The organism is Cohnella fermenti, from assembly GCF_004801405.1.
GTDB classification, from domain to species: Bacteria; Bacillota; Bacilli; order Paenibacillales; family Paenibacillaceae; genus Cohnella; species Cohnella fermenti.
Genome location: NZ_SSOB01000010.1, coordinates 1 through 24836, shown reverse-complemented (window position 1 = coordinate 24836; position 24836 = coordinate 1). Strand labels below are relative to the sequence as shown.

At 61.4% G+C, this 24836-nt stretch carries 19 protein-coding genes and 1 rRNA gene; 17 read left to right on the top strand and 3 right to left on the bottom strand.

Going from position 1 to position 24836, the window contains the following annotated elements:
- The first annotated feature begins 21 nt into the window (after positions 1-21).
- The 5 genes from E6C55_RS09610 (at position 22) to E6C55_RS09590 (ending at position 5549) form a co-directional block, all read left to right on the top strand.
- The gene (locus tag E6C55_RS09610; protein WP_136369573.1) at positions 22-1467 is read left to right on the top strand and encodes a sensor histidine kinase; all 1446 of its coding nucleotides are present in this window, start codon (positions 22-24) and stop codon (positions 1465-1467) included.
- On the top strand, positions 1433-2125 hold the full coding sequence (locus tag E6C55_RS09605; RefSeq protein WP_136369572.1) for a response regulator transcription factor: 693 nt from the start codon (positions 1433-1435) through the stop codon (positions 2123-2125). Before E6C55_RS09610 ends, E6C55_RS09605 begins: the two co-directional genes overlap by 35 nt.
- A gap of 169 nt (positions 2126-2294) precedes the next feature.
- Positions 2295-3011 (top strand): YwaF family protein, encoded by a 717-nt coding sequence (locus E6C55_RS09600; RefSeq protein WP_136369571.1) that lies wholly within the window; start codon positions 2295-2297, stop codon positions 3009-3011.
- Entirely contained in the window at positions 3008-4609 is a 1602-nt protein-coding gene (locus E6C55_RS09595) for a DUF2339 domain-containing protein (RefSeq protein WP_136369570.1), read from the top strand. Before E6C55_RS09600 ends, E6C55_RS09595 begins: the two co-directional genes overlap by 4 nt.
- Before the next feature lie 106 nt (positions 4610-4715).
- Positions 4716-5549, top strand: a complete 834-nt coding sequence (locus E6C55_RS09590; protein ID WP_136369701.1) for a DUF817 domain-containing protein — start codon at positions 4716-4718, stop codon at positions 5547-5549.
- Here the strand turns inward: E6C55_RS09590 and E6C55_RS09585 are convergent.
- Positions 5527-6042 carry a DinB family protein gene (locus E6C55_RS09585; protein ID WP_136369569.1) on the bottom strand — a complete coding sequence of 172 codons (516 nt, stop codon included), beginning with the start codon at positions 6040-6042 and terminating at the stop codon, positions 5527-5529. The genes E6C55_RS09590 and E6C55_RS09585 overlap by 23 nt on opposite strands.
- A gap of 306 nt (positions 6043-6348) precedes the next feature.
- On the opposite strand from E6C55_RS09585, the gene E6C55_RS09580 reads away from it, so the two are divergent.
- The 5 genes from E6C55_RS09580 to E6C55_RS33760 all read left to right on the top strand — a co-directional run bounded on the left by E6C55_RS09580 (position 6349) and on the right by E6C55_RS33760 (position 13242).
- Positions 6349-6558: a hypothetical protein gene (locus E6C55_RS09580; protein ID WP_136369568.1), complete on the top strand. Its 210-nt coding sequence runs from the start codon at positions 6349-6351 to the stop codon at positions 6556-6558.
- A gap of 205 nt (positions 6559-6763) precedes the next feature.
- Positions 6764-7885, top strand: coding sequence for a S1C family serine protease (locus E6C55_RS09575; protein WP_136369567.1), 1122 nt, complete (start codon positions 6764-6766; stop codon positions 7883-7885).
- Positions 7886-7902: 17 nt separating this feature from the next.
- Positions 7903-9846, top strand: coding sequence for a stalk domain-containing protein (locus E6C55_RS09570; protein WP_136369566.1), 1944 nt, complete (start codon positions 7903-7905; stop codon positions 9844-9846).
- A 170-nt stretch (positions 9847-10016) separates the two neighbouring features.
- Positions 10017-12587 carry a U32 family peptidase gene (locus tag E6C55_RS09565; RefSeq protein ID WP_136369565.1) on the top strand — a complete coding sequence of 857 codons (2571 nt, stop codon included), beginning with the start codon at positions 10017-10019 and terminating at the stop codon, positions 12585-12587.
- A 187-nt stretch (positions 12588-12774) separates the two neighbouring features.
- Positions 12775-13242, top strand: a complete 468-nt coding sequence (locus E6C55_RS33760; protein WP_168735554.1) for a hypothetical protein — start codon at positions 12775-12777, stop codon at positions 13240-13242.
- Here the strand turns inward: E6C55_RS33760 and E6C55_RS33755 are convergent.
- Positions 13239-13448, bottom strand: a complete 210-nt coding sequence (locus tag E6C55_RS33755; protein WP_168735553.1) for a hypothetical protein — start codon at positions 13446-13448, stop codon at positions 13239-13241. The two genes, E6C55_RS33760 and E6C55_RS33755, sit on opposite strands and share 4 nt — an antisense overlap.
- Positions 13449-14460: 1012 nt before the next feature.
- On the opposite strand from E6C55_RS33755, the gene E6C55_RS09555 reads away from it, so the two are divergent.
- From E6C55_RS09555 to ligA, 6 genes are all read left to right on the top strand, one after another.
- Complete coding sequence (locus tag E6C55_RS09555) at positions 14461-15576, top strand: CgeB family protein (protein ID WP_136369564.1); 1116 nt, start codon at positions 14461-14463, stop codon at positions 15574-15576.
- A gap of 299 nt (positions 15577-15875) precedes the next feature.
- A complete protein-coding gene (locus tag E6C55_RS09550; protein ID WP_168735552.1) occupies positions 15876-17258 on the top strand; it encodes a UDP-glucose dehydrogenase family protein in 1383 nt (460 codons plus the stop codon).
- A 23-nt stretch (positions 17259-17281) separates the two neighbouring features.
- Complete coding sequence (gene galU / locus E6C55_RS09545; protein WP_136369562.1) at positions 17282-18178, top strand: UTP--glucose-1-phosphate uridylyltransferase GalU; 897 nt, start codon at positions 17282-17284, stop codon at positions 18176-18178.
- A gap of 106 nt (positions 18179-18284) precedes the next feature.
- The gene (pcrB, locus tag E6C55_RS09540) at positions 18285-19022 is read left to right on the top strand and encodes a heptaprenylglyceryl phosphate synthase (protein ID WP_136369561.1); all 738 of its coding nucleotides are present in this window, start codon (positions 18285-18287) and stop codon (positions 19020-19022) included.
- A complete protein-coding gene (pcrA, locus tag E6C55_RS09535) occupies positions 19012-21471 on the top strand; it encodes a DNA helicase PcrA (protein WP_136369560.1) in 2460 nt (819 codons plus the stop codon). The genes pcrB and pcrA overlap by 11 nt, the downstream gene beginning before the upstream one ends.
- 37 nt (positions 21472-21508) lie before the next feature.
- Positions 21509-23542: an NAD-dependent DNA ligase LigA gene (ligA, locus tag E6C55_RS09530; protein ID WP_136369559.1), complete on the top strand. Its 2034-nt coding sequence runs from the start codon at positions 21509-21511 to the stop codon at positions 23540-23542.
- Positions 23543-23828: 286 nt separating this feature from the next.
- Here the strand turns inward: ligA and E6C55_RS09525 are convergent, their stop codons facing one another.
- Positions 23829-24242, bottom strand: coding sequence for a DUF4395 domain-containing protein (locus E6C55_RS09525; RefSeq protein WP_136369558.1), 414 nt, complete (start codon positions 24240-24242; stop codon positions 23829-23831).
- A gap of 524 nt (positions 24243-24766) precedes the next feature.
- Here E6C55_RS09525 and E6C55_RS09520 point away from each other — a divergent pair.
- Positions 24767-24836 (top strand): 16S ribosomal RNA (locus E6C55_RS09520); the annotation flags it as partial.

Sequence of the window (24836 nt, the reverse complement as noted above, 5' to 3'; positions counted from 1 at the left end):
ACGATCGGGAGGAGCGCAGGCATGCTGTTCGTGTGGATCGCATTATGGGCCGTCGCGGCGTTTATGCTGCTTGCCGACCGGCGTTCGGCGGACCTGCGCCGGCTCGGCGGAGTCGCCTTCTTCGGCGGCACGGGAGCTCTCGCAGCCGTTCTCGACGGCCGCTTCCTGCCGTATCTGGACGGTCTGGGGCGGTACGAGAGCTGGGGCCGGCTGCTCTATCACGTTCAAGCGGCTTCTTCCGTCTCCTCCTACTATGGAGTTCCGTACTTCTTCCTGCTGTTCGCGATCTCCTATCGCGGGCGGGCGCTCTCCCGGAGGCTGTCGATCGCCGTTCCGCTTCTGCTGCTCGCGCCGATCGTCTATTGCGTGCTGTTCACGCCGGGCTACACCGAGAGGATGCCCATCTCGTATACGATTGCCGTCTGGTGGGCGGTGCCGTATATCGCAGTCGGAGTCGTCCTTGTCCTGATGCGCAAGCCCCGCCATGCCGCATGGTCGTCCGGCTACTGGATCGTCTGCTTATCCGTGCTGCCCCCGGTCGTCTTCTTCGCGGTGATGAACTTCGTCCTGCCCAGCCTCGGGATGATGCGGATGTGGGTGTACAACACCTGGTTCGTCGGCCTTGGCGTCGCCGCGTTCGTGCTCGGCTTGTTCACGTACGGCTTCATGGGGCTGAGCGTGCTCGTGGAGAGGCGGCGGCTCGATTCCGCGATGCGGGTCGTGACGTCGGGGACGGCGATTCTGAACCATGCGATCAAGAACGATGCGGGCAAGATCAAGCTCTTCGGGGAGAAAATGAAAGCCTACGCACAGAGCACCTCCCAGCCGGATCTGCTCGAGGATATCGAGACGGTGCTGCGTGCATCGAGCCATATGCAGGAGATGATCTCCCGCGTGCACCGCCGGACGGAGGAGCTCGTGCTGCGGCCGGGCGAAGCCGATCTCGGGGAGCTGGTCAAGGCAGCGGCGGCGACGGTCGTCCCGCGGCTTGGCCGGACGAGGTTGGCCGTCGAAGCGGAAGAAGGCTGGCGCTGCCGGCTGGACGCGGCGCAGGTGGCCGAGGCGTTGAACAACGTGTTGTCGAACGCAATCGAAGCGCTGAACGGGGAAGGGGCGCTGACCGTGAGGCTCGCGGCGACGAAGCGGGAACTGATCGTCGAGGTGCGGGACACGGGGCCGGGGATGGACCGGGCGCAGGCGCGGCGGGCGCTGGAGCCGTTCTACACGACCCGCGGCGGAGCGGCCAACTTCGGGCTTGGGCTGCCGTATGCCTATCACGTCATGCGCAAGCACGGCGGTTCGCTTCATCTCGACAGCCGCCCCGGCAAGGGGACGGCGGTGTACCTGAGTCTGCCGAAGAAGGCGGCGAAGGCGGTGAAGGCTGCGGCAACGGGGAAAATCGGGCATTCAGCAGCCGGAGGAGGCGAGAGGGTTGGAGCGCATCAAGGTATGGATCGTCGAGGATGACCGGGATTGGCTTCGAGGGCTGACGGCCTATCTGAGCCGGGAGAGCGACCTTGCGGTCGTCTATTCGTCCGGAGACCCGGCGGCCGTTCGGGAGGCGCTGGAAGGCGGCAGCCCGGCGGCGGACGTCGTTCTTATGGACATCATGCTGGACGGCGTCCCCGAAGGAATCCGGCTGGCGGAGGAAGCGGCGCTCGCGACCGGAGCGCGGGTCGTCATGCTCACCTCGATGGAGGAGAAGGAACTCATTCTCCGTTCGTTCCAGGCGGGGGCGATCGACTACCAGATCAAGAGCGACTTCGAGTCGCTGCCTGCGGCGGTGCGGGCGGCCGCGAGCCACCAGTCGCCGATCAGCCCGGCCGCCGCGGAGCGGATGCGCGAGGAATTCCGCCGGCTGAAGGGGATCGAGCGGGAGTTCGAGGCCAAGAAGCTGCGCGACCTCATCACGCCGTCGGAGCTGGAGCTGCTCGAGCTGATCGACGAGGGCTATTCGCAGTCGCAGATCGCCGAGAAGCGGTTCCTGTCGCTGCGCACGGTCAAGAACCACGTCGGCAACATTCTGCGGAAGCTGAAGACGGGTTCCTCCAAGGAAGCGGCGCAGCAGGCGAAGGAGATGGGCTTGTTCGAGCGTTCCGGCGAGGAGAAGCGGGACGGAGATTAACGGTGTTACAATTTTGCGGCATTAGACGTTTAAGTGGTTAGAGACCGGTGAATGCTAGGCGCGAAGGAATGGTACCAGGCGAAGATGGTACTATTTTTTTTGCGTCTTTTTTCTAAAATAAGGGTTGTAAACAGCAGTGCGATTAACGAAGCGAGGGGGCGGAAGCGCGATGGAATTCCAGGCTTATCATGCGGCGCATTGGGCGGCTCTGGCCGCGGCGGTTGTCGCGATTGCGGCGATCGTCGCGTTCCGGGCGTGGCTTCGGAAGCCGAGAGCGGGGCGCGCCCTCAAGCGGGGAATCGTGCTGACGCTCGTCGGCAGCGAGCTGGCTCTGCAGGTGTCGTACGGCCTGTCGGGCGGCTGGGGGATCGGGGCTCTCCCCTTCCAGTTGTGCAGCCTGATGCTCTGGTTCTCGGTCGCGCTGCTGCTGACCGGAAGCCGAAGGCTCTACGAGGCGACGTTCTTCCTCGGCATCCTCGGCGCTCTGCAGGCGCTGCTGACTCCGGATCTGAGGCAGAGCTTCCCGGACTTCCGCTACTTCCACTTCTTCGCCGCCCACATCGCCATCGTGGCGGCAAGCGTCTACATGACCGCCGTCGAGCGGTACCGGCCGACGATCGGCGCCGCGCTGCGGGCGGTGCTCTGGCTGAACCTGCTGGCGATCCCGGCCGCGATCGCGAATGCGCTGGCGGGAACGAACTTCATGTTCCTCGCCCGCAAGCCGGCCGGCGGCTCGCTGCTCGACCTGCTCGGGCCGTGGCCGTGGTACATCGTCCAGCTTGAGCTTGTCGCCGTCCTGATGTGTCTGGCGCTGTATGGAATTGTAAGGGCGATCGACCGGATCGCCGGTGTCCCATCCCATTCGGAAGAGGTCGAACGATCATGAATCAGAAGATGCTAAGCAAGCATTGGACGTCGCTGCTCGGAGTGCTGCTCGTGCTGGCCGCGGCGATTACGTTGTTCCGCTACACGATCGATCAAGGCTGGCTGACCGATACGCTCAAGATCGGCATCGGGCTGCTGAGCGGAGCGGGCATCGCGCTCGGGGGCTACGCCTGGGTGCTGAAGAACCGCAACCAACTCGTCGGCGAGCTCGGCATCGGTCTCGGCACGTCGATCCTGTACGCGACGTTCTCGTTCGCAGGCATCTATTACGGCCTGTGGACGCCGATGACCGTGCTGCTCGGCATGACGGCAATCACGGTGCTGCTCGTGCTGTTCTCGCTGCGCCGTGATTCCCGGCTGCTGATGAACATCGCACTGGCCGGAGCGCTCCTGTCGCCGATGATGATGCGTCCGGAGACGGATCAGGTGTTCACCTTGTTCCTCTATCTGCTTATCGTGAACGCCGCGTTCTTCTTCCTCAGCATCTACAAGAAGTGGACGGAGCTGCGCGTCGTCGCCTTCTTCGGAACGTGGACCTTGTATGCGGTATACTTCCTTGCGTTCGACCCGGGGATGGAAGGGCTGTGGAGCAAGCCGATCCGCTACGCGATCGCCGCGTTCGTCTTCTACCTGGCGGGCTTCCTGGTCGCCTCCTGGAAGAACGGCCGCTGCTTCGACGGCGCGAACCTCTACCTCAGCCTGGTCAATGGCGTCGGCTTCGGCTGCTGGGCGCTCCTGATCTGGGACGGCGACGTGCCGTACGGCGTGACGTTGACCGCGATCGGCCTCTTGTATGCTGCGGCCGGACTGCTCGTTCATCGCCTCTCCGGCAGCTTCGCCGCCTATGCCGCGAGCCATGCCGGAGGCGGGGCGCTGCTTCTGCTCATCGCGCTTGCTCAGCTTGGCAACGGCTGGGAAGCGAAGCCGCTCATTAACACATACCTGTGGATCGGCATTGCGCTTGCCGCCGCCGTAATCGGCCGGCTCAAGAACTGGCCGCTCGGGGAAGGGGCGGCCGTCATCGTCTGGTTCGCGGTCGGCATCTACTGGTTCGCGGTGACATGGGATACCCCGCGCGGCGATTGGTTCGGCGTCTACGTGCCGTTCCTGAACGGCGGCGCGCTCGCCTGGATGCTGCTCGCGGCGATGGGCTTCTACTTCTCGGCCCGCGCGGCTTCCGGCCCGCTGCCGGACGGCCGGGGCCAAGGCACGTCGCACCTGTTCGCGATTCTCTCCCATGCGGTTGTCGGCGGCTTGCTGACGCTGCAGATCGTCAACGTGTACGATATCTACGCCCCGGAAGCGGGCGACACGGCGAAGCAGCTTGCGCTGTCGATCAGTTGGGGCGTGTACGCGCTGCTGCTCACGCTGTGGGGCTCATACCGGAAGCAAGCGGTGTTCCGCTGGTTCGGCTCGTTTATTCTCGGAATTGTCGCGCTGAAGGCGATCTTCCTCGATCTGAGCGGAGAGAACGGCCTGTTCAAGGCGGGAGTGCTGCTCGCGCTCGGAGCGATTGCATTCCTGATCAGTTGGGTGAACGGGAGATGGGGAGGGGCGAGCGACGGCAAGCCGGAGGCGGCGGAGCTCAGGGAAATATAACCATCCCGTCATTGAGAGCCGGAGGCCGGCGTGCTATGCTGGGGGCATTCGGGGCGTCGAACGAAGCGCCCGTCAAGAAGAAGGAGCGGTGCGGAAGATGCCAAGAATGAGGCTAAGGCTGCGCACGCTGTGGCTGTTCGGATGGACGCAAGCTCTGTGCTGCTTGTTTCCGGTTGTGATTTTCTCGGCGATGGCCGTTACCAAGGTTGTGGACGTTCCGTTTATCCACCGGTACGATCTCATTCTGCTCATCTGCGTGGCGATGCAGGTCGCGATGGTTGCCTTCAAGCTGGAGACGACGGATGAGCTCAAGGTCATCACGATGTTCCACTTGATCGGCCTCGGCCTGGAGCTGTTCAAGGTGAATATGGGGTCCTGGTCGTATCCGGAGGAGGCGTGGACCAAGCTGGGCGGGGTGCCGCTGTACAGCGGCTTCATGTACGCGAGCGTGGCGAGCTACATCTGCCAGGCGTGGCGGCGCTTCGACCTCAGGTTCGACAACTGGCCGAAGGCGATCCGGGCGGTCGGGATCGCAGTCGTCATCTATGCCAACTTCTTCACCCACCACTACGTTCCGGATTTACGCTGGCTGATCTTCGCAGGGCTTCTGGTTGTTTTCTACCGGACGGTTGTTCGCTTCAAGGTCGGGGGGCGGACGCTGCGGATGCACGCCCTCGTCTCCTATGCGCTCATCGCGTTCTTCATCTGGCTGGCGGAGAACATCTCGACGTTCCTCGGGGCGTGGACGTACCCGAATCAGGAGAGGCATTGGAACGTTGTGCACTGGGGGAAGCTGAGCTCGTGGTTCCTGCTCGTCATCATCAGCATCATTATCGTTGTGCAGTTGAAGGACCTCAAGTATCGGGTGCTGCCCCGCGCCGAAGCGCGAGGACAGCGGTGCGAGTCTCGCGAGCCGGTTATGCCAGATAACGCTCCTTGACGATAAGAAGGTGGTGCAGCTCGTGGCCCGAGATGACGCACGCAAGAGCGCGGGCGGACATCGTCGTGTTGCTGGCCGTTCCCTTGCGCAGCCACGCCTCCTCGGACAGACCGCGCAGCAGCGTCAGCGTCGCCTGGCGCACGGCCGCATAATCGGCTGCCAGCTCCTCGAGCGTGCGGGATGCGAAGTGCTCGCCCGCGACGAACAGCTCCTGATCGAAGCCCGGCAGGGGAGTCGTGTCGCCGCGCGCGATCCGCAGCAGCCGGTAGCTCATGACTCTCTCCGTATCCGCGATATGCCCGAACACCTCCTTGATGCTCCACTTGTCCGGCTCGTACCGATGAAGCGCCTGCTCTTCCGTCAAGCCGCCGATGAACCGCACGGTGTCTTCCCCTTGCCGCTTCAACGCCTCGATCAAGTCCCCTTCCGGAGCCAAGGCAATGTAATGGCCGAAGTGGCCGCCGTACTCGTCTGCTCCCGGTCTTGCTCTCATGGATGGAACCCTCCCGTCATTGGAATTACCTGTAGAATAGGGGGCGGCCCGGACGCTGTCAAATGAATCTTTTCCATCGAATTCGCCGGGCGGAAGAGCGGACGCTTATAAATTATGGCGAATTCGGGCATCTTATCGATCCGGGCATCCCTTCAAATAATCCCAATTGTGACAAATGGCTGTAGACATTCCGTGACAAAGTTGTGACAAAACTGTTGCGCGGACGAGTTCGGGCTTGCGTGGACGGCTGTGGGAATATAACATATAGGATAATGGGAAGCTTATGAATAAAAGGAGGTCGCACCCATGTTCTTGGCGGCGAATGCGGCGGAAGAATCGACGAGCACGTTCACTCCGTTCGACGTTTTCATGGTTATTTTTACGGTATTGCTGGTAATCGGACTCGTTCGTCTGGTTATGTCCAGCGGGAAGAAGAACGTATTCGCGATCGGCTTCACGCTCGTGGCCTTGGTGGTCTTCCTTATCGCGGACGTGAAGATGGTCAGCGGCTGGTAACGAAGCGGGCCTAGCGTATTTTTAAATAAGAGCGGAACGGCAAGCCGGGGGCGATCCCTCGGCTTGTTTGGCGTTGCAGGGGAACGGCTGCAAAATATTTTTGCAATTCTATCATTCCTATGTCCTCAAATCTCTTAAATTATGATAAGTTATTTGATATGCGTCGAATTCCATATATAGGAATATCGACTGAGGAGTGAGAGGAATGGGTTCCGCTTGGAATCGCAAGTGGCTGGTTGGGGGACTCGTCGTCTCGCTGCTGCTCGCCGGGGGCAGCGCGGAGGCCGTCGCACCGGCCAAGGTGGCTCTGGATGCCACTGTCATTAACGGAGAAGTGTACGTGAAGGCGTCTTCGCTGCTCGCGCAGACGGGGGGAACGGGCTCCTACGATGCCGCGACGAAGAAATATACGTATACGGCGCCGGACCCCGTGCCGGCCGTTATCAAGCAAGTATCGCCGTCCGTCGTCGGCATCATCGGCAAGCCGCAGGACGGAAGCGCGTCGAATCGGTTCAGCCTGGCGCACGGCACCGGGGTTATCCTGAAGGCCGACGGCCTGATTCTGACGAACGCCCACGTCGTGAGCGAGATGGACCATATCGTCGTCGTGACGGCGGACGGCAAGGAATACGAAGGGACGCGCAAGTACATGGATTCGTCCAGCGATCTGGCGCTCGTCAAGATCAATGCGACGGGACTGAAGCCGGCCACGTTCGCCGCGACTCCGCTTAAGGTCGAGGTCGGGGAGACCGTTATCGCGATCGGAACGCCCGTCTCCTTCTCGCTGCGGAACACGGCGACGGTTGGCGTCGTCAGCGGCATGAACCGCTCGGTCTCGTCCTATTACAACCTGCTGCAGACCGATGCGGCGATCAATCCGGGCAACAGCGGCGGTCCGCTGGTCAACCTGAAGGGCGAGATCGTCGGGATCAACTCGATGAAGTTCGTGGACGTCGACATCGACAGCATGGGCTTCGCGATTCCGGCCGATACCGTTCAGCACATCGTGAATCAGATCGCCAAGTTCGGCAAGGTGCTGCGGGCGGATCTCGGCGTCGAGCTTGAGGAGAGCTGGGAAGCGGTCGTCGGGCTTCCGACGGAGGAGCCGATGGTCGTGACGTCGGTCGACTCGAAGGAAGCGATCGCGGCCGGCTTCCAGGTCGGCGACGAGCTGTACTCGGTGAACGGCAAGCAGGTATCCACCCTGGTGGAGCTGCACGAGCTGCTTAAGGCGAGCACGCCGGGGCAGACGGCAACGGTCACGGCGCTCTCCGACGGGGATCTCGTGACGCGCAAGGTCGTATTGACGACAAGCTCGGCCAAATAAGAAGGGAGAACACCCAAGTGACGGCATTAAAGAAAATTGCGACATTATTCCCGATTCTGCTATCCCTTGCGCTTCTGCTCGGCCTGACCGCTCCCGCTCTCGCGGCGGACGCGGACAGCGCGAGTGCCGGCGGCGGCATTACGATCAAGCTGAAGGTCGGCAGCACCGAGATGACGGTGAACGGCTCGCCGATTACGATTACGGCTCCGTTCCAGAAGGACGGCACGACGTTCGTTCCGCTCAGCGTCATCACGAAGAGCTTCGGCGCTACGCTGCAGCTTAAGGACAACAAGGTCATTACGCTTGGTTACCTGTCGCACAAGGTCGTTCTGACGATCGGCAGCAAGACCGTGTGGGTGGATGGCGTGAAGTCGACGCTCGTGTCCGCGCCGGTTGTGGTGAAGGGGGTCACGATGGTTCCCCTGCGCGTCGTTGAAGCGTTCGGGGCGAAGGTGACGCCGAACTTCGCGACGAAGGAGATCGTCATTACTGTGGCGACTGCAGCCTCCTCCGGCTCGAGCGGCTCGTCCGGCGTCTCCGGCATCGATTCCGACGCGGGCAAGACGAAGATCGGGGACAGCTACTACGGCTGGACGATGAATTATCCGACGGGCCTGGTGAAGAGCTACCAATCCTCCAATGGGGATTCGCTGGAATTCCGCGATGTCTCGAAGGATTACTACCTGGCCATTCTGGTGGAGGATGAGACGAACGAGCTGTCCGCTTCCGAGATCCGGGAAACGATCGAGACGTACTTCTTCGAGAAGGAGGCTCTCATGAGCTTCGAGCCGGCGACCCAGACGGGCAAGGCATACAGCAAGGCCGTCTCGAAGGACTCAAGCACCGGCTACTTCTATCAATACCGCAGCTACCTGGCGAACGACCGCTTGTACACGATCGTCTTCGGCAAGAAGACGACATCGGCCGCCGATCTGGAGAAGGAAGCCGGCATTCTGGACAGCTTCAAGACGTCGTTCGATCCGAAGGATACGAAGGTGAAGGACCTGACGGCGGTCAAGGACGGGCAGATCTCGTTCGCTCACGAGGAGTTCGGAATGAGCGTGAAGCTGCCGGTCGACTGGTGGCAGGATGAGGACGAGGTGAGCTATCCGTCGTATTATTCCGCCGATCAGGATGCGTATCTGTACACCAAAGTGACGTCCCTCGTCTCGGGGGATACGCTCGAGAAGTGGGCGGACCGCCGCATGGAACGGTTGAAGCAATTGTTCAATACGCCGTACTTCAAGGAGATCGAACGCAAGAACGTGACGTGGAACGGCCAGCCGGCAATCATTCTGAAGATCTCGTACTCCAATGACACGAAGACTTGGTCGGATGAGTACCAATTGTTCTCTCTGACCGGCAAGCATCGCTTCTATGCGGAATATTCGTATTCTCAGAGCAAGAAGGATATATACGAGCCGATGGCCGATCGAATTCTGAATTCGATTCGGATCGATTCGGACGCAATCGAGGACAACATCGGCTACATCGAAGATACGACCGACTTGTTCGATGCGACGGCCACGACAACGAAGACGAGCAAGAAGTACGGCTACAGCCTGGCGCTGCCGCGCCATTGGACGGGTATCTCCAAGGACTTCGAGAGCGATTTCGTGCAGTATTCGGACTTCGGCTCTTCCTTTGCCCTCGGCATCATTGAACAGCCTTCGGCATCCGTGAGCCAGATCGCGCAGATCTATATGCAGCAGCAGCAGCAGCAGGAGTCGGTTACGGGCTTCAAGCAGCTCGAGTACGGCAGCACGACCGTTGCCGGCCAGTCTGCGACCCGGATCGTGTATGAGATGGAGTTGAGCGGAGTTCCTTATCGCAACACCGTGACGGTATTCGAGCATGGCGGCAACGTTTATATTCTGCTAACAGCGTATAATGTAGCGAGCGGGACGGCCTACACGATCGATCTGCTGAACAAGGTCGTTCAATCGTTCGCGTTCCAATGATATCGTTCCAATTAAAGTTGTTTCAAGATAGATAACGGGAGTCCGAGTAATCGGTCCGGGGAGGCGCAAGCGGCGCTTCTTCCGGACTTTTCTTTTGTCCCGGTGCTATAGGGTTTGCTATACTAGGGTTAATGATCCGCCGCGCAGGCGGAATGGAGGTACGGAAGCTAATGACGGATACAGCCGGAATACGGCGTGAAGATATCGAATTGCTCGCTCCGGCGGGCGATTGGGAATGCATGAGGGCGGCGGTGGCGAATGGCGCGAACGCGGTCTTCTTCGGCGTGGAGAAGTTCAACGCGCGGGCGCGGGCGAACAACTTCAAGATGGCGGAGCTGCCGGAGATCATGCGGTTCCTGCACCGCTACGGGGTCAAGGGGTTCCTGACGTTCAACATTCTTGTGTTCGAGGACGAGCTGCGCGATGCGCGAATTCTCGTGGACGCCTGCATCGAAGCCGGGGTGGACGCGGTGATCGTTCAAGACCTCGGCCTGGTGAAAATGATCCGCGAGATGTCGCCGGACTTCCCGATCCACGGTTCGACGCAGATGACAATCACTTCTCCGGAGGCGGTCGAGTTCACGAAGCCGTTCGGCCTGGAGAGAGTCGTGCTCGGCCGGGAGAACAACCTGAAGCAGATCCGGAAGATCGGGGAGCAGGCGAAGCTTCCGATGGAGGTGTTCGTGCACGGTGCGCTGTGCGTCTCATACTCGGGTCAGTGCCTCACGTCGGAAGTATGGGGCGGCCGCTCCGCCAATCGCGGCGAATGCGCGCAGGCGTGCCGCCTGCCTTACGATCTGATGGTCGACGGCGTTCACAAGCCGATGGGCGACATCGCCTACCTGCTGTCGCCGAAGGATCTCGCGGCGATCGACCTGGTGCCGGAGCTCATCGAGGCGGGCGTCACCTCGTTCAAGATCGAGGGCCGGCTGAAGAGCCCTGAGTACGTCGCCAACGTCGTGAGCAAGTACCGCAGGGCGATCGACAAGTACTTCGCCGGGGACGACGAGGGACCGACGGAGGAAGAGGTTCGCGAGCTGCAGCAGAGCTTCTCGCGCGGCTTCACGCACGGCTTCCTGGAAGGCACGAACAACAAGCAGCTCGTCGACGGGACGTTCCCGAAGAGCCGCGGGGTGTACCTTGGGCGCGTCGAGAAGATTATGAAGGACGGCGTGATCTGCTCCATCGAGGCTCCGCTGAAGCGCGGCGACGGCCTCGTGTTCGACGCCGGAGATCCGACGAAGAAGGAAGAGGGCGGCCGCGTGTACGATCTTCGCCGCGGCGGGCTGAAGCTGGACGGCGAAGTGGAGCAAGGCAATCGGATCGAGATCGTGATGGGGCGCAACGACGTCGACTTGACCCGGCTGCACGAAGGCGACCGGATCTGGAAGACGAGCGATCCCGCGCTCGACCGCCGGCTGCGCAGCACGTTCGAGACCGAGAAGCCGTACCGGACGTTCCCGGTCGCGGTTACGGTCGAAGGGCGCGTCGGCGCTGCGCTGCGCACGCTGTGGACCGATCTCGACAAGGGGACGACCGTTGTCGTCTCGTCTTCGATGCCGCTCGAAGAGGCGCAGAAGCGCCCGCTTGGGCAAGAGGTGCTCGAGGAGCAGTTCGGCCGTCTCGGCGGCTCGCTCTACTGGCTGGAGCAGCTCCAGGTGTCGCTGGAAGGCGATGTGATCGTGCCCAAGAGCGAGCTGAACCGGATTCGCCGCGAGGCGGCGGAGCAGCTTGAGCTGCTTCGCGAGCAGCCGCCGCGGTATGCCCGGCTGCCCGGGGCGAGCGTGGCTGCGCCTGCGAGGGCGGCTGCGACCGCGGGGGCGGTTGTATCGGAGGGGCGCGAGTCGGAAGCGGTCGCCGTCGCTTCGCCGCGGATGACGGCGCTGTGCCGCACGCTGGAGCAGGTGAAGGCGGCCGTGCAGACGGATGTCGCGATGATCTACGCCGACTTCGAGTTCATCAAGCAGTTCCCGGATGCGATCGCGATCTGCCGCGAGGCGGGCAAGCCGATCGCGCTGGCGACGCCGCGCATCCACATGCCGGGCGAGAACGGCTACCACCGCAACATCCTGAACCTGAAGCCGGACGCGGTGCTCGTGCGCAATACGGGCGCTCTCTATTATTACCTGAAGGAACGAGCCGCTCGACAGTTGGATGGAAGGCCGGGGGAGAAGCACCCGACGCTGATCGGCGACTTCTCGCTGAACGTCTCGAACCACAAGACGGTCGAGCTGTTCCGCGACGTCGGCCTCGACTGGGTGACGCCTTCCTACGATCTGAACATCCAGCAGATGGTCGACATGCTGCGGCTGGCCGACACGTCGCGCCTCGAGCTTGTTCTGCATCAGCACATGCCGATGTTCCATACCGAGCATTGCGTCTATTGCACGTTCATGAGCGAAGGAACGAACTTCACGAACTGCGGCCGCCCGTGCGAAGAGTCGCGTGCATCGCTGCAGGATCGGATCGGCATGAACCACCCGGTGCGCGTCGACGAAGGCTGCCGCAACACGGTATACAACGCGATCGAGCAATCCGGCGCTGAATACGTGACGAACTTCCTGGAGCTCGGAGTCCCGTCGTACCGCATCGAATTCCTCGAGGAGACGGGCGAGAAGGTGCATGAGGTGCTCCAGCTGTATCGCGACGCGCTGGAGGGCCGAGTGACCGGAACCGAGGTGTGGAAGAAGCTCAAGGCGACGAACCAGCTCGGCGTCACCCGCGGCCAACTGGTGAAGTGAAGAATGGATTGGTAAATTGAAGAAGCGGACAGGTAAAGTGAGGAACCGGATGTGACATTCGCCGAACTCCGTCATAAGCTGTAACACAGTCGAGCTTAGCGGGGAGGCGTTCGCGATCCAATCATCGAAGAAGGAAGTCGCCATAAGCGCGTCCGTTCCCCTGCTCCGTCAGGGACGGGTTCGCATCGTGGCGCAGAAGAATCTTGGCGTTCACGGCGAAGGGAAGGTCCGCAGGCAGCGGCGTGTGCCAACTGGGCAAGGAGGCTCCGCGGGGAGCGGGCCGGGGGCGGGAACGCTCGCCAGAGGCATATCCGCAGCAGGAAAATCCGGGAAGAGCATCCCTGCGAGAAGCAGGGCGGCGAAGGGATTATCCGCGACTGGCGGAGCTTCGAGAAGCGTGTCCGGGAAAGGCCGGGCGGCGAAAAGCCTGTCCGCAAGAAGCGGCGCGAAGGGCGGCTCCGCGAAGAAGAAGGCTCGCAGGAGGCTGAGGCCGCGTGTTCGTCGGCGGGCGCAACGGCGGCAATTCGCGCTGCCGCCGCATATTCGGGAAGCCCAGCGGCAGCAGGGCTTCCAGGACGCCTACGAGCCCAATTATCAGAAGGGCTTCGCCGAAGGCTTGGAGGAAGGGCGGCAGCGGCTGAACGGACTTGTTTAAGCCGAGAGCCCGAGAATAACGGTATGGAACATCGTGCATGGAGAGATTCCCGGCCCATTTGGGCCGGGATTTTTTTGTGCGGCTGTCCGCTGCCGGAAGCCGAAGCTGCCCGCGCCTCCCCGCATCTCCACACTGGCCACATCGCCCACATCGCCCACATCGCCCACATCGCCCACATCGCCCGCATCGCCCAAACTGCAGATCACCGTCCAAACCGTCCAAACCGTCCAAACCGTCCAAACCGTCCAAACCGTCCAAACCGTCCAAACCACCCAAACCTGCTCGCCAGCCATCACTGAACACTAATCACCTATCAACCACCAACGACCCGCCGATTATCCCCCTGCCGGCCACCAACTAACCACCACATGCCAGATCGCCGACCGCCGGCCTGCAGATCACCCGCCCGCACCCCGCCGACCACCAACCAGTTCTCCACCGAAGCCGCTGGCCCCCGATTTTATATGAAAAATCACATTGGCGCTGCCCGAAACCAGGCACTTTGGGCGATTCTATGTGAAAAATAGCATACATGGCGAAAATTCCGGCTCGAGGCGCCGGATGTATGCTAAAAACCGCATAAAACGCTGCGATTCCCTGTAAATTGAAGCCGACGAATGTGAAAAATCGCATAAAATCGCAAAACGAAACGGCGCAGAAGGCGCGTGAGATGAGCAAAATCAATACACCACGTGCCAATCGCCGACCGCCGGCCTGCAGATCACCCGCCCGCACCCCGCCGATCACCAACCAACTACCACATGCCAATCGCCGATTGCCTGCCTGCAGATCACACCCGCCCACACCCCGCCGACCACCAACCAACAAACCAACCACCAATCCTCCACCGAAGCCGCTGGCCCGATTTTATGTGAAAAATCACATTGGCGCTGCCCGAAACCAGGCACTTTGGGCGATTCTATGTGAAAAATAGCATACATGGAGAAAATTCCGGCTCGAGGCGCCGGATGTATGCTAAAAACCGCATAAAACGCTGCGATTCCCTGTAAATTGAAGCCGACGAATGTGAAAAATCGCATAAAATCGCAAAACGCAACGGAGCAGAAGGTGCGCTGAGATGAGCAAAATCAATAATGGTTGTTCGCGGACGGGCAACTGACCATGCCTATTAGGGCTGGCCATCATATAGTAACAACGGAAGATGGCAGGCGTCGGCATGCGGCCGTGCGACCCGGGAGAAAGGTGGAGGGGACGAAGATGGCGATTCGCAAAACAAGACGTTCCCGATCGACGAATCCCTACGATGAAGGCTACCTGCAAGGGGCCGCTCAGGGAACGAACGACGGGAGATGGCAAGGGCTGTGCGAAGCGATTCTGCAGGCGACGTCGACGCCCGCGCAGAGGCGGCCGTACCATATTCTCTATGTGGCCTCGGGCAAGGGGCTGCCCTACAGCCCGATCGACGAAGGAATCGTCGCGGCGCTGGCGGAGCTCGCGGAGAGAACGACAACGATGCAGCCGACCGATCCGGTCGTGCCCGTCGCGCTCTCCGAACGGCCGGACCTGGTGCTTGTGCTGGACGGAACCAGCTTCGCGGCCGACAATGTGCAACTGCTGAGGATGCACGGCATCCGGACGGCACTCTGGCTGACGGACGATCCGTATTACATGAACTTCACCTCCGCTTACGCCCCCTTGTTCGACTATGTGTTCACGCCGGAGCGCAACTGCGTGTCGGTCTATCAGCAATTGGGGGCCGCTCAAGTGTTCAATCTCCCGCTCGGCGTCCACCCGAACTCCTTCCGGCCGCAGAAGACGCGGCTGGAGAGCCGGGGAGATATCTGCTTCATCGGGAGCGCGTACCGCAATCGGCTCGAGCTGCTCCGCGCAATTCTGCCCGCGCTGACTCACCGCAAGCTGCATCTCTCGGGCTTCTGGTGGGAGCAGCTCGAGCTGCCCGCTTCATTCTCGGGCACGTTCGAGCCGGGCAAATGGATGGAGCCGCCCGAGACGGCGATGAACTACAGCGCCCACCGAATCTCGCTTAATATTCATCGGCCGCCCGACGAAGAGCACAACGAGAGCGATCTGATTCTGCCCGCGGTATCGCCGAACCCGCGGACGTTCGAGATCTCGGCTTGCGGGACGCTGCAGATCGTGGATGCCCGGGACGATATCGGCAGCTACTACGTGCCCGGCGAGGAGATCGTCACGTACCGCAGCGTCGAGGAGTTGCTCGGCAAGCTCGATTACTACTTGACGCACGAGGAGGAGCGGCAGCAGATCGCCTGGCGGGCGCTTCTGCGCACGATGAGAGATCATACGTACGTCGCCCGGGTAGCGCGATTGCTCGATTCGGTACAGCTCGGGTAACTGCGGCGATTCGTTGGCCGGAGAAGAATGGGGAGAGTCAAGGCGTTGCGGCTTGGCTCTCTTTTTTTGCGGCTATGCGGGCATAGCTCCGCTGGAATGAGAATCGTTAAGGAGCCGAAGAGTTAACGCTTGGATAACATAACTCGACAGCTTCGGCGACTTGACGGTGCTACAATTTGTCTATGATTTTCCCTCGGCAGGGAGAGGGGAATCGCCTTAAATCAAGATTAGGTTCCATAATTGTCGCAATTCGGGAGTTTTTCATCTACAATAACAAGTGTGAAAGAGGAGGCGGCCGCATGAAGCTGGCGGTTGTGGGCATGAGTATCGCAGGCTTGGTGACAGGAGCGGGCTTTGCGGAGCTCGGGCACGAAGTGGAATGTTACGATGACGATTCTCTTCTTATCGAACGATTGGCCAGCGGCGCTGTCGATAGCAAGGAACCCGGGCTCCAGGCGCTGATCGCCCGGAACGCGAAGGCGGAGAGGCTGAAGTTCCGCGGCTGGCAGGAGCTGCCGGAGAGTGCGGCGGAAGTGATTTTCTTAACGGAAGGGACTCCTTCGGGGGAGGATGGCAATCCGCAGCTCGGCCGGCTCTGGACGTTCGTGGACAGGCTCCCGGCTGGGCAGAAGCGCTGCAGGCGGATCGTCGTCATTCGCAGCTCGGTTCCCGTCGGGACGGCGGATCGGCTGGAGAACCGCCTGCGCCGGCGGCTGCCGGAGCTAGGCGAGGTCGCCGTAGCATCCGTTCCGGACTTCGCCAGGGAAGGCTCGGCCGTCCGCGACTTCTTCGAGCCGTCGCAGATTGTAATCGGTGCCAGCGACGAAGCGACGGAGCAGCAGCTTCGCTCGCTCCACAGCCGCCTGGCGGCGCCGATTCTGACGATGGATCGGCGGAGCGCGGAGCTCGGCAAGATGGCCGTGAACGGATTCCTCGCGGTGAAGCTGGCTTACGCGAACGAGATGGCGGCCTTGTCCGAGCAGACCGGAGCCGACTATGCGGCGGTCGAGCGAATGCTCGGACTCGATCCGCGGATCGGCTCCTATTATCTGGGAGCCGGGCTTGGCTTCGGCGGCCCCCATCTGCCCAAGGATGCGCGTGCTCTTGTGCGGACGGCGGAGGGAGCGGGCGCTCCGCAGACGCTGCTCGCCGCGGCGATGCGGGCCAATGCGGCGCTGCCGCTGCGGATGGTCCGCAAGCTGGAGGCTGCGCTGTCCGGCCCGTCCCGCCGCCGGATCGCCTTGCTTGGCCTCGCCTATAAGGCGGGCAGCGCCGAGATGAGCGAGGCGCCTTCGGTGCGCCTCGCCGCGGAGCTGCTCCGCCGCCATCCCGGCATCCAGCTCGCCGCGTACGACCCGGCGGCCGGGGAAGCGGCCCGCCAGGCGCTCCCGGGCGCCGTGCAGCTGTGCGACTCGGCGGAAGAAGCTCTGTGCGGCTCGGATGCGGCGATTCTAGTGACCGATTGGCCGGAGTTCCGCTGCCTGACGGCGGAGCAGTTCAAGCGCTGGATGAAGCGTCCGATCGTGCTGGACGGAAGGAACGCGCTGAATGCGGACTTGCTTAATGCGCAAGGAGTCGTCTGCATCGGAGCGGGGCGACTGCCCGATTCGCGGGGAGCGTTCGCGGGAATGTCGACGGCTGCGGATGCGCTGCCCAGGGCGACGAATGAACCTACAGGATAAGGATAGAAAGGGTGCAGGGCTTCATGAAGATTCGCAAAGCGATTATCCCGGCGGCAGGGCTCGGAACGAGATTCCTGCCGGCGACCAAGGCGATGCCGAAGGAGATGCTCCCGATCATCGACAAGCCGGCGATTCAGTATATTGTCGAAGAAGCCGTCGCGTCGGGAATTGAGGATATTCTGATCGTGACGGGCAAGGGCAAGCGGGCGATCGAGGATCACTTCGACAGCTCGTTCGAGCTGGAGCAGAACCTGCTCACGAAGGGCAAGTACGATCTGCTGTCCGAGGTGCAGAAGGCGTCCGACCTGACGGACATTCACTATATCCGCCAGAAGGAGCCGAAGGGGCTCGGGCACGCGATCTGGTGCGCCCGCAAGTTCATCGGCAACGAGCCGTTCGCCGTGCTGCTCGGAGACGATATCGTGCAATCCGATCATGATCCCTGCCTCAAGCAGATGATCGATGTGTTCGGCCAGGTGCAGAGCAGCGTGCTTGCGGTCAAGCGCGTTCCGCAGAGCGAAGTGTCCCGCTACGGGATCGTCGATCCGGCGGAAGGAGAAGATCTCGGCTCCTCCTTGCTGCGGGTGCGGGGAGTCGTCGAGAAGCCGGCTCCGGAGCGCGCGCCGTCCAACATCGCCATTATGGGCCGCTACATTCTGACTCCGGCGATCTTCGATCTGCTCGAGACGCAGAATACCGGCGCGGGCGGCGAGATTCAACTGACGGACGCGATCTTCCGCTTGCTCGGCCAGGAGCCGATCTACGCTTACGCCTTCGAGGGAGCTCGCTACGATACCGGCGAGAAGCTCGGCTATCTGAAGACGATCATCGACTTCGCGCTGAACCGGCCGGACCTCGGGGAGGATGTGCGGGCGTACCTGCTCGAGAAGCTGCGGAGCGACCTCGCCCTGAAGCCTTGATCGACTAACGAATCCAAGCATGAAGCCCATGCCGCTTGATTCTCGCTATGCGAGTACGGGCGGCTTTTCCTATTCGTCGAATTCCTGTAGACTAGGGGTAAACGCCATGGAGGAACGCATGATCGCATCTCCTTCTTTCTATGCCGATTGGCGGCACGTGTTCAAGCTCGATCCGGACCGGACGATTCCGGACGAGGCGCTGGCCGCCGTGTGCCGCTCCGGCACCGACGCCATTCTCGTCGGCGGGTCGAGCGGCGTGACCTACGACAACACGGCGAAGCTGCTCGCCCGCATCCGCAGGCACGATACGCCGTGCGCGCTGGAGCTGACCGATCCGGAGAACGCGGTTCCGGGCTTCGACGGCTACTTTATCCCGATGGTGATGAACGCGCGGGACAAGGACTGGCTGATCGGGCACCAGACGAGCGCGATCGAGGAATTCGGCTTCCTGCTGCCGTGGGAATCGGTCGCGGGCGAAGCCTACATCGTGCTGAACGGGGAGTCGACGGCGGCGCGGGTGTCGGGAGCGGACAGCGCCATTCCCGAGTCCCGGGTCATGGCATACGGCCAATTGGCGGATCGACTGTGGCGCGTGCCGGTCGTATACTTGGAATACAGCGGGACCTTCGGCGACATGTCGCTGACGAGGAAGGTTCGCGGCGGGCTTCGGCAGGCGCGGCTGTTCTACGGCGGAGGCATCCGCACCCTGGAGCAGGCGCGGCAGGCGGGCGAGGCGGCCGACACGGTCGTTGTGGGCAACGTGATCTACGACGATCTGGAGGCGGCGCTGGCAACGGTCGAAGCGGTAAAAATCAGCGCAAAGGAGCAAGACCATGTTTTTTGAACCGGCGAATCCATCCGAGAATCGGCAGGTCAACATAGACGATGCGGTAAACAAGCTGAACCCGAAGCAGAGGGAAGCGGCCGTGGCGACGGAAGGGCCTCTGCTGATCATGGCGGGGGCGGGCAGCGGCAAGACGCGCGTGCTGACGCACCGCATTGCCTATATCATCGCCAAGCGGCTCGCCGCTCCGTGGAGCATCCTGGCGATTACCTTCACGAACAAGGCGGCCCGCGAGATGCAAGAGCGCGTCTCGAAGCTGGTCGGCCCGGGAGGGCGCGACATCTGGGTGAGCACGTTCCACTCGATGTGCGTGCGCATTCTGCGGCGGGACATCGAGCGAATCGGCTTCACCTCGAACTTCAGCATTCTCGATTCGAGCGACCAGTTGTCCGTTATCCGGACGATTATGAAGGAGCAGAATGTCGACACGAAGAAGTTCGAGCCGAAGGCGGTCCAGGCGATGATGAGCGCCGCCAAGAACGAACTCGTCTCTCCTCAGCAGTATGAGTCTCGGATCGGGGATTATTTTCAAACAATTGTGGCCAAGATTTATACTCAGTACCAGAAGCGACTGAAGAGCAACAATTCTCTCGACTTCGACGACCTCATCATGATGACGATCCAACTGTTCAAGGACCAGCCCGAGGTGCTCGAGCATTACCAGAACAAGTTCCGCTACATCCATGTCGACGAATACCAGGATACGAACCGGGCCCAGTATATGCTGTGCCGGATGCTCGCGGACAAGCACCACAACATCTGCGTCGTCGGCGACAGCGACCAGTCGATCTACCGGTGGCGCGGCGCGGACATTACGAACATCCTGAACTTCGAGAAGGATTACCCGGAGGCGACGTCGATCCTGCTCGAGCAGAATTACCGTTCCACCTCCAACATTCTCGAAGCGGCCAACCAGGTCATCAAGAACAACATGGGGCGCAAGGCGAAGAATCTGTGGACGGACCAGGCCGGCGGGGAGAAAATCACGGTTTACCAGGGAGATTCCGAGCATGAGGAAGGGTACTTCGTCGCGAGGCAGATCAAGAGCGGCCGGCAGAGCGGCAAGCGGTACGGCGATCACGCCATTCTCTATCGGACGAACGCGCAGTCCCGGGTGATGGAAGAAATTCTGATCAAGTCGGAGATTCCTTATCAGATCGTAGGAGGCACCAAGTTCTACGACCGCAAGGAGATCAAGGACATTCTCGCTTACTTGCGGCTCATCTCCAATCCGGACGACGATATCAGCTTGAATCGAATCGTCAACGTGCCGAAGCGCGCGCTCGGCGACACGACGATGGCGAAGGTGCAGGAGGAGGCGACCCGGCGGGGCATCTCCATCTACTCGTTGATCAGCGAAGGGGAAGGCATTCTCGGCGACGGAGGGCTGTTCCATGTGGACATTCAGGGGCGGGCGAAGACGGCGCTGTCGGGCTTCCGCTACTTGATCGCGAACCTGACGGCCATGGTGGAGTATCTGTCGGTGACCGAGCTGACGGAGAAGATGCTCGAGATGACCGAGTACCGCATGGAGCTTATTCGGGAGAATACGCTGGAGTCGAAGGCCCGCTTGGAAAATATCGAGGAATTCCTCTCCGTTACGCAGGAATTCGAGAAGCGCAGCGAGGATAAGTCGCTTGTGGCGTTCTTGACCGACCTGGCGCTCATCGCCGATATCGACTCGATGAATAACGAGGAGGGGGCGGACAGCGGCGATGCGGTCGTGCTCATGACGATGCACAGCGCGAAGGGGCTGGAGTTCCCGGTCGTCTTCATCATCGGGATGGAGGAAGGCGTGTTCCCGGGCAGCCGGGCGTTCATGGACAACGACGAGATGGAAGAAGAACGGCGGCTCGCCTATGTCGGCATCACCCGCGCGGAGAAGAAGCTGTTCCTGACGTGCGCCCGAATGCGCCTGCTGTACGGACGCACGAGCAGCAACCTGCCGTCGCGCTTCCTGCAGGAGATCCCGGACGAGCTCAAGGAGCTGTCCGAGGGGCGCGGTGCTGGCGGAGGCTATGGCGGTGGCTATGGGAAAAGCAGCTATGGCGGCGGTTCAGTGGCCGGAGGCGGCAGCGGCTTCGGGGCGAGACCGGGGTACGGCGGCGCGGCCGGCGGAGGGTTCGGCGGCTTCGGCGGCCGGCCTGCCGCAGGGGCCGGAGCCGGAGCCGGGCAGTCTGCGGCGCCTCGCTTCGCGAAGCCGGGAAGCGGCGCTTCGGCGGGCGGCGCGCGGGTCGTCCCGCAGCCGGGTGCGCCTTCGCCTGCGAGCGCCGGCGAAGGCGGCCTGGCGGTCGCCGCGGGCGACAAGGTGCAGCACGCCAAGTGGGGCGTGGGTACGGTCGTCGCGGTGAAGGGAACCGGCAACGACACGGAGCTGACGATTGCGTTCAATGCTCCGATCGGGGTGAAGCGGCTTTTGGCGGCTTTTGCCCCCGTGACGAAGATGTAAGAGGGTCGATTCTTAATCGAAGAGAGGGCCGTGACACATGGCGGATTCGCTGCAACGGATAACGGAGCGGATGGCGGAGCTGGTGAAGGTGCTGAACGAGCACAGTCATCGCTACTATACGGAAGATACGCCGACGATCAGCGACAAGGAGTACGACCTCCTGTACGATGAATTGACGGCGTTGGAAGCGGAGAGCGGAACGACGCTTCCGAATTCGCCAACCCTTCGGGTCGGCGGCGACATCTTGAAGGGCTTCGAGCCCCATCGCCACCTGACGCGCTTATGGAGCCTCGACAAGGCCCAGGACGCGGAAGACCTGGCGGCTTGGGAGGCTCGCGTGAAGAAGCTTGTCGCGGACTACAACGCGAAGAATCCGGAGTCCCCGCTGCCGGACCCGGAATATGTCGTCGAGCTGAAGTTCGACGGCCTGACGCTGAACCTGACGTACCGGGGCGGCCGTCTGGAGCAAGCGTCCACGCGCGGCAACGGCGTCGTCGGCGAAGGCATTCTCGCGCAGGTGAAGACGATTCGCTCGGTGCCGCTGACGATTCCGTTCACGGAAGGAACGGTCGAAGTGCAGGGCGAAGGGATCATGCGCCTGTCCGTCCTGGAGCAATACAACCTGACGGCGGCGGAGCCGCTCAAGAACGCCCGCAACGCGGCGGCGGGAGCCTTGCGCAACCTCGATCCTCGTGTGACCGCTTCCCGGAAGCTCGACGCTTTTTTCTACAATGCGGGTTATACGAACGGAATCGGCTTCCGGGATCACCGGGAGATGATGAACTTTCTGCGCGGGAGCGGCTTCCCGGTCAATCCTTACGTCCGGTACTTCAAGGAGTTCTCGGAGCTGGCTGCGGAGCTGGAGCAGATCGCCGAACGCCGGCACGGCCTCGATTATCTTATCGACGGCGCGGTCGTCAAGATTGTCGACTTCGCGACGCGCGACGCGCTCGGCTATACGGATAAGTTCCCGCGTTGGGCGATCGCCTTCAAGTTCGAGGCCGAAGAGACGACGACGACGCTTGAATCGGTATCCTGGGAAGTTGGCCGCACGGGCAAGATTACGCCTCTCGCGCGAGTCGAGGCGGTTGAGCTGGCCGGGGTCACGGTGCAGAACTGCACGCTGAACAACATCGGAGACATCGAACGGAAGAATCTCAAGCACGGACTCGGAACGAGGGTGTTCATTCGGCGCTCCAATGACGTCATTCCCGAGATTCTCGGGAAAGCGGACGAGTCGGAGGTCGGTCAGGAGATCGTCTATCCGACCGTCTGCCCAGGCTGCGGCTCTCCGCTCGAGATGCGCGGCGCCCATCTGTTCTGCAACAACCGGCTCGGCTGCAAGCCGCAGGTCGTCGGGAAGATCACGCACTTCGCGTCGCGGGATTGCATGGACATCGAGACGTTCAGCGGCAAGACCGCCGAACAGCTGTACGACCAGCTCGGGGTCCGAGATGCGGCCGATCTGTACGATCTGACGCTTGAGCAGTTGGTCGGGCTCGAACGGTTCGGGGAGAAGAAGGCGGCCAATCTGCTCGCGGCGCTCGAGAAGTCGAAGTCTCGCGACCTGGCGTCGTTCCTGAACGCGCTCGGCATTCCGAATACCGGCAAGGCGACGGCGAAGACGCTGTCCGATTATTACGGCGATCTCGACAAGCTGATGGCGGCCGAAGCGGAAGAGCTGACGGCGCTGCCGGATGTGGGCGGCATCGTCGCGGAGAGCATCGCGAGTTTCTTCCGCGATCCGCTTATGCAGGCGAGCATCGCCCGGATGAGAGCGGCCGGCTTGAAGGCGGAAGCGGAGCGTCCGGCCGTGGAGGTCGCGGATGCGAGCCATCCGCTGTTCGGCAAGACGGTCGTGCTGACCGGCACGCTGACGAAGCTGACGCGCGACGAAGCGGCGAAGCGCCTGGAAGCTCTGGGTGCGAAGGTGGCGGGCAGCGTGTCCAAGAAGACGCATCTCGTCATCGCCGGCGAGGCTGCCGGCAGCAAGCTGACGAAGGCGCGGGATCTTGGGGTGGCGGTGCTCGAGGATGAAGACGAGCTGCTGCGATTGCTGGGGATGGAATAGGAGGAAGAGAAGCGGCTTCGGGGGAATGATGTCCCGGGGGCGCTTTTTTATATAGAGAGATGGGGGAGCGACGGGGAGGGGGTGCTTGCTGTGTATGTCCCGTTTGTGTTGCTTAGGGGGCTTCTCCCTGTCGCTCAGGAAGAGCTCGCCGTCCCTTCTCCAGGAGGGATCGGCGGGGAGAGGCGGCTTACTGGTCTTGGACATCCAAGCAGCAACAAGGCCCTTGTCGCTTGGGCGCGGCAAGAGCCTTGGAGTTGTGCTCGGATTGGCGACGGGGATTAGCCGATTAGCTGTGGCCGAGCTTATGGCGCAATTGCTTGTACTGGAAGTAGATCGTGCAGCCGACACAGTAGCCGAGAAGCGCGGCGCCGGCAGCGACCAGAAGGAACGCGGCGAATACGTATCCTGCGATTGTCCACCCCAGCGCGAAGGAGAGCACGGAGACGGTCAGGAAGAGGACGGCGAGCGAATTGTTGAAGCGGGTCAATACCTCCGCCTGCGTCTCGCGCCCCTCGGTACGAAGATAAGGCTTGGCTAGTCGTACGAACAGGTTCCATCGGCCGCCCGTCGCCAAGCCGGCCGCCTCGATCAGCCATAGCGCTGCGAGCAGCCAAGGCTGCCGGAAAGCAAACGCGAGGATGACGAAGAGGACGATTCCGGTCTGGTTCGCTTTAATATAAGGCATGGGATTCTCGCGCATGGAGAACACCTCCGTATAAAAGAAATAAGATTAATACCAACTTAATCTATCGGAATATAAAAGTCAACTGTTTATGGCGTTAATTGCAGGCGTAACAGAGGAGGCTCAGAATGAATTTAATAATGTAAAATAATACCTGTTGCAATGTGCAGTCGATTCATGGTACATTACTTCTCGCGCCGCTGAGGCCGAGCACGAATCGCTTCATAGCGATATGAAGAATATGGATTCTGGATTGAACGTGAAGACGACAAACCGGAAAACATTGAGGGTTGCAATGTCTGGCGGAATGCGGTAAGATAGAATTCCTGCTTCGGACACGAGGCGGACAAGCAAGTCAAACGAATCGATAGATTCGGACCTTGTTCCTTGAAAACTGAACATCGAGCGTAATGAAATCGTCGAGCGGAGCTTCGGTTCTTGCGAGACAAACCAGCAGTACAGAACGAGCCTTCAAGGTTCTTCACAGTTGGACATTTCGACTCTCGGGATTTCCTCACGGAAACCCTGCCGTCGAAAGTCCCTTTATGGAGAGTTTGATCCTGGCTCAGGACGAACGCTGGCGGCGTGCCTAATACATGCAAGTCGAGCGGA